Origin of the sequence: Oceanisphaera arctica, from assembly GCF_002936955.1 — a bacterium.
In the GTDB taxonomy this organism is placed as follows: domain Bacteria; phylum Pseudomonadota; class Gammaproteobacteria; order Enterobacterales; family Aeromonadaceae; genus Oceanimonas; species Oceanimonas arctica.
Genome location: NZ_MPZM01000076.1, coordinates 1 through 8,622, shown reverse-complemented (window position 1 = coordinate 8,622; position 8,622 = coordinate 1). Strand labels below are relative to the sequence as shown.

At 58.5% G+C, this 8,622-nt stretch carries 8 protein-coding genes; 1 reads left to right on the top strand and 7 read right to left on the bottom strand.

The annotated features are described in order from the left end of the window. The 3 genes from UN63_RS16345 to UN63_RS16335 form a co-directional block, all read right to left on the bottom strand. The coding region (locus tag UN63_RS16345; RefSeq protein ID WP_104488560.1) for an SRPBCC family protein at positions 1-458 on the bottom strand (458 nt) is incomplete at its 3' end. A gap of 31 nt (positions 459-489) precedes the next feature. Continuing rightward, positions 490-1,119 (bottom strand): LolA family protein, encoded by a 630-nt coding sequence (locus tag UN63_RS16340; RefSeq protein ID WP_104488559.1) that lies wholly within the window; start codon positions 1,117-1,119, stop codon positions 490-492. Positions 1,120-1,311: 192 nt separating this feature from the next. Continuing rightward, positions 1,312-2,628: an NAD(P)/FAD-dependent oxidoreductase gene (locus tag UN63_RS16335; protein WP_104488558.1), complete on the bottom strand. Its 1,317-nt coding sequence runs from the start codon at positions 2,626-2,628 to the stop codon at positions 1,312-1,314. Between the two features lie 788 nt (positions 2,629-3,416). Between UN63_RS16335 and UN63_RS16330 the strand changes: the two genes are divergently transcribed. After that, on the top strand, positions 3,417-3,698 hold the full coding sequence (locus UN63_RS16330) for a hypothetical protein (RefSeq protein ID WP_104488557.1): 282 nt from the start codon (positions 3,417-3,419) through the stop codon (positions 3,696-3,698). 427 nt (positions 3,699-4,125) lie between these two features. Here UN63_RS16330 and UN63_RS16325 read toward each other — a convergent pair whose 3' ends face one another. From UN63_RS16325 to UN63_RS16310, 4 genes are all read right to left on the bottom strand, one after another. Then, the gene (locus UN63_RS16325; protein WP_104488556.1) at positions 4,126-4,470 is read right to left on the bottom strand and encodes a cupin domain-containing protein; all 345 of its coding nucleotides are present in this window, start codon (positions 4,468-4,470) and stop codon (positions 4,126-4,128) included. A gap of 119 nt (positions 4,471-4,589) precedes the next feature. Beyond that, a complete protein-coding gene (purU, locus tag UN63_RS16320) occupies positions 4,590-5,456 on the bottom strand; it encodes a formyltetrahydrofolate deformylase (RefSeq protein ID WP_104488555.1) in 867 nt (288 codons plus the stop codon). 156 nt (positions 5,457-5,612) lie between these two features. Next, positions 5,613-6,242 (bottom strand): sarcosine oxidase subunit gamma, encoded by a 630-nt coding sequence (locus tag UN63_RS16315; protein ID WP_104488554.1) that lies wholly within the window; start codon positions 6,240-6,242, stop codon positions 5,613-5,615. Then, on the bottom strand, positions 6,235-8,622 hold a 2,388-nt coding region (locus tag UN63_RS16310; protein ID WP_104488553.1), incomplete at its 5' end, for a glycine cleavage T C-terminal barrel domain-containing protein. The genes UN63_RS16315 and UN63_RS16310, both read right to left, overlap by 8 nt.

Genomic DNA, 8,622 nt, shown 5'->3' with positions numbered 1-8,622 from the left:
CTGCCGGGCCTGCAGCCACGGGACAGACCCAGGGCGCCGTTGTGCATCATGGCGTCGTGGCTCCACACAAACAGCGGCCGGGCCAGGGGCGCGGTCAGGTTCATCCAGCGGCGGGTGGTACGCACCCGCCACCGGTAACGCACCCGGGTAATACCCGCCGCCTCGCTCAGCTGCCAGCAGCCCCAGCCTTCCACATCGCCACTGGCCTGCCCTACTATCAGCCAGGGGGCATACAAGCGGGTCACCCGAATATCGAAACACAGCGAGTAGCCCAGGGGACTGCGCCAGTGGTAGCGATACACCCGCCCGGTACCCCGCTCGTTGTATGAGCCCAGCGCTTCTACCCGACGCAACCCCTGCCACCAATGCGGCCAGTGCAACGGCTGACCGATGGCTCTGTATACCTCTTCCATCGGTGCCGGCATCTCCCAGCGGGTCATGAAGTCATAGTTCGCCATAATTCGCCGCCATAGTTCGCAATGGTGCCACTCAGGGAGAGAAGAAGTTGTCGGAAAACACAGGATCGAGCTCAATCTGCTCCAGCCAGACGGTTTCCAGCCGGTTGCCCCGACAATCGCTACTGACGACCTTGAGCGGAAACCACGACGCCCGATCGAGCCACAGCTCGTAACGCGCTACCTCACCCGGTCCGTCCGGCCCCAACACCACCAGGTGCGAGGCCGCCCGACCCGAGATCTGCGCCTCTTCGTTTTGCACCGGAGTCTGACCCGTTTGCTGCATCTGCAGTACCTTTCGCAACAGCACCCCCACGTCGGATTTGTCTACCCGGTGGCCACGGGGGCTGGTCACCAGCGGGTGATCGGGGCTGAGGCCGACGGAAGGCCAGCTCAGGCCAAACGGCCAGAGCCGAACCTCTTCGCTGTCTGGGCGGTAAACAATCACGGCCCCCGCATAGGGCGACAGCACATCCATGCGCACCAGACCAGGCTTGCGATAGGCGTAAAGCAGATGCTGATTACCGTCCGGCCCTTCACTGCGAAGCGTCAGCCGGTAGCCATCGAGCCGCTCAAACTGTGCCAGCGCCTCTTTCAGCGGCTCCGGATTCAATGGCTCAGAACTCGTCAGCGTCAACGCCATCAGCAACCACAACCCACTCATCAACCCGCTCCCGGCTACAGATCCTGTTTTCAGCATAGCAAGGGCAGCGTGGCGGGAGATCGGCAGGTATAGAAGGCAAAGGACTCATCTCGCCGCCCGGAAGCTGGTCGAGAGGCGGGTTCCACACTTTTCTTCGTATATTTCAGAGGACAATGTGACCGGTCATTTCCTTTGACCTCTGTTGTTTGAAAATTAAACCTCGCCCCTGGCCATGCGTTCTTCAAAAGAGAGTCGAATACGCGCGCCCATGCTGCGCACCGGATCCGGCGGCACCCAGCTCGGGGCCGAATGCTGGAGGATAAAGTCCAGTTCCGGGCTTTGTTTACCGCAGATAAACTCCGCCATGTAGTGGCCCAGATAAGTGCCTTTCGCCACCCCGACCCCATTCATGGCGGCAACCACGTACACGCCGGGCGCCTGCTCCTTGAACACGGGTTCATGATTCATCGTCATGCAGATCATGCCGCCCCAGGTGTATTCGAACGGCACATTTTTCAGCCGGGGAAAACGGGCCAGAAAGGATTTTCGATGCTGCTCTCTTGCCTTGTCGAGCAACGCCTGGCTACTGCGAAGCGCCGGCTGGAAGTTCAGGGTATTGCGAATAAAGACTCGCTTGTCGGGCGTCAGCCGTACCGTGGTGCCGGCGGGGTGGGCAGAGGTCAGCCCCCAGGGCGCTATCCCGTCAAACTGGCTGATTTCACTGTCGTCGAGGGGGCGGGTCAGGCTGGCATAGGTGAATACCGGCACCAGCTGGTTACGGCACACCCCAAACTTTTCGGTGAAGGAGTTCGTCGCCAGCACCAGGGTGTCGGCACTGAGCCGTGCCTTGGGGGTCTGAACGACCTTGTTGGGCAGATCGACTTCGCGTACCGGGGTATTTTCCAGCAGGGTGACATTATCTGGCAGGGCACTGGCCACGGAAATGGCCAGTGCCGCCGGGTTCATCAGGATATTGCCCGGCGTGTACACGGCCCGCTGGTAGTAATGAGTTCCCAGTCTCGTTGCCAGGGCATCTCCATCCAGTATTTCGTATTGCTCCCCTATCGCCTCCAGCGTATTCACAAAGGCGTTCAGGTTGGAGAAGTGCTTTTCTTCGTGTGCGGCGAGGTATTTGCCGGCGGCATGCCAGCATACATCAAGCCCTTGCTGCTCCTGGATGCGTTTCAGCCTCTGGATGGCAAAACAGTTCAAATCCCGAACCCTGGTGTTCAACTCCACATCGGGCTCGGTTGCATCCAGATTGTGCGGTAAGTCAATAATGAAGCCGGCATTGCGACCAGAAGTACCCTGGCCGACTTCCAGCGCATCAATCACGGCAATACGTGCTTCCGGCCGCAGCTCGGCAAGCCGGCCAGCGGTGGCCAGCCCCGAGAAACCGGCACCGATGATGATGATGTCGAAATGTTCATCCTGCTCGGCCTGCCGTACCGGCATTGGCCGCTGAAAGGGGACTGACTCGAACCAGCCAAGCTGACCATCCCTGGCGGGCAGATTTTTGATCGGTTGCATCTCACGACTCCATATAATCAACACGTTATCTTATTCTTACTCTCGAGTTACACAAGTCGGTTTTTGGCATTATCAGCGGGTAAGATGACCAGAAGACAAAACCGGGAGATCAGGTCGTACAGAGGCCAAAGGGCCAGCTCCGCCGACACTCTGTGAAACTTGCCATTCGCTGTTTCCGCCTGCTGCGAACATTCACCGGATGTTCGTTCAGGCTGAAACAACTCGTCACGGCGAGACAAGCTCGCCCCATGTACGCTCTCTGTTTCATCCCTGAAACAGGAGGTCGGCTGAGCAGATCCCTTTGTCCTCCCGTCAATTCCGGCGTGGCCTGTAGAAACAACACGCAATATCCGAGGCTCACCGTAGCCGCCTCAGCTGGCGGAGCAGCGCACGCCGAAGATAAATCAAACCTCGTTTCCATATTCCCCGCGATCTTGCGTAGGGTCGATATTTGATGCCACTGAGCGTCACAGGGAGTGCTTGAGCAGGTCGGAGGAGGCAACCCTGTTGCCTCTGATCCACGACTCCCCATGCAACAGTATCCGGCGTTATTTGTATTGCCCAGCTTCGCTGGCCCGGCCGACTGAAGTGGCAGCTACGGGGTGGCAGGATCGTGATGGTTCGGATCTGCTTGCTAGTGCCGTAGAAGTCAGCCCTTGCCTTCCCTCCATGGTTGACGTCCAATGGACAAACATAGAGGGAGTCTGCCGCTCACAGGAAACGGCATGAACAGCCCGGCTCTCGGTCTTCTCGATTCATTTTGGTTTCAGTGCTTACAAGGATTTTGTATGAATGTAGATAAAGCTAAAAAACGGATCGCAAAACAGGTCAAGAAGGGCTTTAAAGGCTATCCGCAAATTACCCTGGAGTATTTTGGTAAAAGTGCTGATTGTGCAACGGAAGTCGCTATTCGCTTTACCCTTGAAGAAGGTGCAGAAGTTCAGGAAGAACGGTTTGCCAGTGAAACGGATGTCAGGGAAAACGAGGTGATTCAGTCTGCCTTGATTAAAATCATCGATCGAGCCGATGCCAGTTCGGTAATGGAAATTGACGGTGTTTCTATTATTTGATTCCACCCTCTTCCTGACAACCGTCAGGAGCCTGGTTTTGGGCTGTTTTTGCCGTGTTGCACACGCCCTGCCGACTGAAGTCGCTACCGGGCGGCACTAACAGGCGATGCCGGAGTAAAGAAGAGGTAACAGGGATTGACTCAGCCGACCGTCACATGACATGGCCAAAAAATGCTCCTGCCATTTCGGCATTCCCGCCATCCCTGGCGGTCAGATGTCATGTGCTGAGCGTCACAAGGATGTGCTTGAGCGGGTCGGAGGAGGCAACCCTGTTACCTCTGATCCACGACTCCCAACTTCATGCCGTTCGCATAAACAAAATCGGCCTGCGCAGTGCGCAGGCCGATGGTCATTTCTCAGGCGAGGCTGTTATTACAGTCGTCAGCCTCGAGAAAATCGCCGTTTAGGCAAATACCCTGTTTACCGTTTAGGCAAAAACAAAATACTTGCGAACGGTTTCCACTACTTCCCAGGTACCCTGGAAGCCAGGCTCGACCACGAAGATGTCGCCGGCTTTCAGGTGAATGGGCTCACCGCCTTCGGGGGTGAGAATGCAGTAGCCTTCACGGAAATCGCAATATTCCCACTTGGTGTAGTTTACTGCCCACTTACCGGGAGTACACATCCAGGTACCCATCAGCTTGCTGCCGTCTTCCGACTTGTAAGCGTTCAGGTTAACGGTGTGCGGGTCGCCGGACAGCTTTTCCCACTGAGTGGCATCCAGTAATACTTCAGGCTGGGTGTCGCGCAGAACCGTGATCTTGTTAGACATGATATCTCCTCGTCATGACTTTTTTTACATTAACAGGCTCATCAAACAAGCCTGTTTGCTATGCAGAGGGCATACCGCGGCTGCGGCCTGCCCCCTGCCGGGAATACATCGAACGGGGTTTAGCTGCCCAGTACCACCGTTTTGCCCTGGTACATGAACACCCGCTTTTCGATGTGATACTGAATGGCTTTGGCCAGGGTGATGCACTCGACATCGCGCCCCTTGGCAACCAGGTCTTCCGGGTAATGACTGTGATCCACCGTCTGAATGCCCTGGGTAATGATGGGGCCTTCGTCCAGCTCGTTGTTGATGTAATGGGCCGTGGCCCCCACCAGCTTCACACCCTTGGCATAAGCCTGATGATACGGCTGGGCGCCCTTGAAGCCGGGCAGCAGCGAGTGGTGAATGTTGATGGCCCAGCCCGCCAGCTGATTACACAGCTCGGGACTCAATACCTGCATGTAGCGCGCCAGCACCACCAGATCCGCCTGTGATTCCTGCACTATCTGCCAGATCTTGGCCTCTTGTTCGGCCTTGGTCTCGGCAGTCACCGGCAGGTGGTAATAGGGAATATGGTGCCAGTCGGCCAGCCGCTGCAGATCCGGATGATTGGAAATAATCGCCGGTATCTCGATGGCCAGCTGACCGGTGCGATAGCGGTACAGCAAGTCGTTGAGGCAGTGATCGAACTTCGACACCATGATCACCACATTGGGCTTGCGGCTGCGCTCGGTCAGCTCCCACTGCATGCCGAATTCGGCCGCCCGGGGCGCAAAACCGTCGCGAAACGCCGCTTCATCAAAGTCCCCGTTTTCGGGCTTGCGAAACTCGGCACGAATAAAAAAGTGGCCTACACGGGCGTCATCAAAGGTCTGCATGTCCGCCACGTAACAGCGCTGTTCGCGCAGATAGCCGGTCACCGCGTCCACGGTGCCCAGCCGGCTGTCACAGCTGGCGGTTAAAATCAGGGTATCGTGTTGTGTCATGCGACAGCCTCCTGCTGAATATTCGCCGTACTAACTCAATATCGGTATCAATGAGCATGGCCCCCCGCCTTCGCGAGGGTGACCAACCGGGTGATACATCGGCTCATGGACCCCCGCCTTCGCGGGGGTGACACATGATGAAGTCGCTCGGTTCTCTTACTTCTCGATAACCAGGCCGTATTCGCGGCTGGCGTCTTGCAGCCACATCCACAGATAGTCGGAGAAGCTGCGACGGATCACCATCTCGAAGCTGTCGGCACCGGTACGGCGCAGCAGCACCGCGCTCTTGGCGAAGGTGGTGCCCACACACTTACCGGTCGGCAGGCTGGAGATGTGTACGTCGTAATGACAAGACTTGCGAATCACCATCTCGGCCTTGGGGCCGGACAGGGCTATCACCGTCTGGCCGCCACTCACGTCAACCAGGGAATAGTGACCGGTCAGATGCTCGCGCAGCTGGGCTTCAAGCTGCCCTTCCCGGCCGCTTTCGGTGATGATCAGCCACTCGTCCGGCGCCAGCCACTGCACCAGCACCTGGCCGCTTTCGACCGAGCTGCACGCCGTGGTAGGCAGCGCCACACCCAGTACCTTCTCTACGGTTTTGGCGAACAGTTCGTTATTCACGTTGCCGCGCAAAACCAGGTGGCCCAGCAGTGCCTTCTCGCGCAACACCACTTCGCCCTGCTTATCTTTTTTGGCCAGCTCAGGCAGGTTGGCGTGATACAGCGGGGATTCCACCCGCACGTCAGTTTGAGTTTCGGCCAGTTTAGCGGTGTTGTTAGACATGCTGACGCTCTCCTTTGGGATCATAGAAAATCGGGCTGGTAATTTCGGCTTCCAGCACCCGGCCATCGGCCAGCGGGCAGTACACGGTTTCGCCCATGCGGCTCAGGCCGCCTTTCACCACGCCCATGGCGATGTTGTGGCCCAGGTTGGCGCTGTAGTAGCTGGACGACACATGGCCGACCATGGGTACCGGCACCGGATGGTTCGGGTCCAGCACGATTTGCGCGCCTTCCGGAATCACGGTTTTCGGCTCTTTACACTTCAGGCCCACCAACTGCTTGCGATCGGTGCGTGCCGTGTCGGAACGACTCCAGGAACGCTGCCCGATGAAGGGGAACGGCTTGGTCTTGCCCACACACCAGTCCATACCCAGGTCGAAGGGGGTAACAGAACCATCGGTGTCTTGACCGACGATGATGAAGCCCTTCTCTGCCCGCAGCACGTGCATGGTTTCGGTGCCGTACGGAGTAATATTGAACTCGGCACCCGCTTCCATAACCGCTTCCCACGTATGCAGACCGTAGTTCGCCTGTACGTTGATCTCGAAGCTCAGCTCGCCGGTGAAGGAGATGCGGAAGATCCGCGCCTTTACTCCGGCTACCGTCGCATCGCGCCAGCCCATGAAGGGGAAAGCTTCTGCAGACAGGTCCACATCTTCACAGATCTTTTCCAGCACCTTGCGGCTGTTGGGACCGGTGACCGTCATGGTTGACCAGTGGTCGGTTACCGAACCGAAATACACCTCAAGCTCCGGCCATTCGGTCTGGTGCCACAATTCCAGCCACTGCAGTACGCCGGCGGCGCCACCCGTGGTGGTGGTCATCACAAAATGGTTGTCGTTGATGCAGGCAGTTACACCATCGTCAAACACCATGCCGTCTTCTTTACACATCAGGCCGTAGCGGCAGTTACCGGGGCTCAATTTGGCCCAGGCGTTGGTGTAGATGCGCGCCAGAAACTCGCGGGCATCGGCACCCTGAATGTCGATTTTGCCCAGGGTAGAGGCATCCAGAATGCCCACGCTGTTGCGTACAGCCTGACATTCGCGGTTAACCGCCTGGTGCATGTCTTCACCGTTCTTGGGGAAGAACCAGGGACGCTTCCACTGGCCCACGTCCTCAAACTCGGCTCCGCTCTTCACATGCCAGGCATGCATGGCGGTAAAACGCGCCGGGTCGAACAGGTGGTGCGCATCGCGTCCGGCAAAGGCGCCAAACGTAACCGGCGTGTAGTTGGGACGGAACACGGTAGTGCCGGTTTCGGCAATGGTCTTACCCATGGCACGGGCGGCAATCGCCATACCGTTGATGTTGCCCAGCTTGCCCTGATCGGTACCAAAGCCCATGGCGGTGTAACGCTTGATGTGCTCGATGGACTCGAAGCCCTCGCGCACGGCCAGCTCGATACCGGCGGCAGTTACGTCGTTCTGGTAATCCACAAACTGCTTGGGCGCACGGCTCACAGGCTTGTTGTGGGGCACCAGGAACAGGGCCTGAGCCGCATCTTCCTGCGGATCTTCGGTCTTGATCTCGGCATCCTGAACCTGGGCAGAAATGTCACCGTAACCGGTGGCATCGGCGGCCGCACGGCCTGCAGTCAGGCCCTCGGCCAGCACCTTGGACAGCGCATAGGTGCCCTGAATGCCGCCGGCCAGCAGCTGCTTTTGTACCGATTCGCCGGGTACGAAGCCGTTGAGCTCGTCACTCCATACCGGACGCGAGCCGGTATGCGCGGTCAGGTGCACCACAGGGCTCCAGCCACCGGAGCTGGCGATGATGTCACAGGCCAGCAGTTCGGCTGCACCGGTGACCTGGCTGCCGTCGCTGGACAGGGCCGCTACCTTGGCACCACTGACTCGCTTCTTGCCAACGGCTTCAATCAGGCCGTGCCCGGTATAAATCTTGACGCCGCGCGCCTTCAGTGCCTGATAACGGGCACCTGAGGGGGTATGACGGCTGTCGACTACCGCGGCCACCTTGCGACCGGCATCCAGCCAGTCCAGCGCGGCCTGATAGCCGTAGTCGTTACAGGTCATCAGCACCAGGTTGTTGCCCGGGGCCACTGCGTAACGGTTGACGTAGGTAGAAAGTGCACTGGCCACCAGACAACCGGGCAGGTCGTTGTTGCCGAACACCAGCGGGCGTTCGTGAGCACCGGGCGCCAGCACCACGCGCTTGGCACGGATGCGGTGCAGACGCTGGCGGGTCTTGCCGGATACGCGCTCACCCAGGTGATCGGTACGGCGCTCCAGCACGGTCAGAAAGTTCTGATCGTAATAACCGGCGGCGGTGCTGCGTGGCAGCAGAGTTACGTCGGGCAGGCCCTGCAACTCTTTAACCGCGTCCGCAACCCACTGCACCGGCGCCTGGCCGTTGATGGG

What these genes read in the sequence shown, in the direction of transcription:
- UN63_RS16340 (WP_104488559.1), bottom strand. Translation starts at nt 1,119, where the DNA reads ATGAGTGGGTTGTGGTTGCTGATGGCGTTGACGCTGACGAGTTCTGAG.
- UN63_RS16335 (WP_104488558.1), bottom strand. Translation starts at nt 2,628, where the DNA reads ATGCAACCGATCAAAAATCTGCCCGCCAGGGATGGTCAGCTTGGCTGG.
- UN63_RS16330 (WP_104488557.1), top strand. Translation starts at nt 3,417, where the DNA reads ATGAATGTAGATAAAGCTAAAAAACGGATCGCAAAACAGGTCAAGAAG.
- UN63_RS16325 (WP_104488556.1), bottom strand. Translation starts at nt 4,470, where the DNA reads ATGTCTAACAAGATCACGGTTCTGCGCGACACCCAGCCTGAAGTATTA.
- purU (WP_104488555.1), bottom strand. Translation starts at nt 5,456, where the DNA reads ATGACACAACACGATACCCTGATTTTAACCGCCAGCTGTGACAGCCGG.
- UN63_RS16315 (WP_104488554.1), bottom strand. Translation starts at nt 6,242, where the DNA reads ATGTCTAACAACACCGCTAAACTGGCCGAAACTCAAACTGACGTGCGG.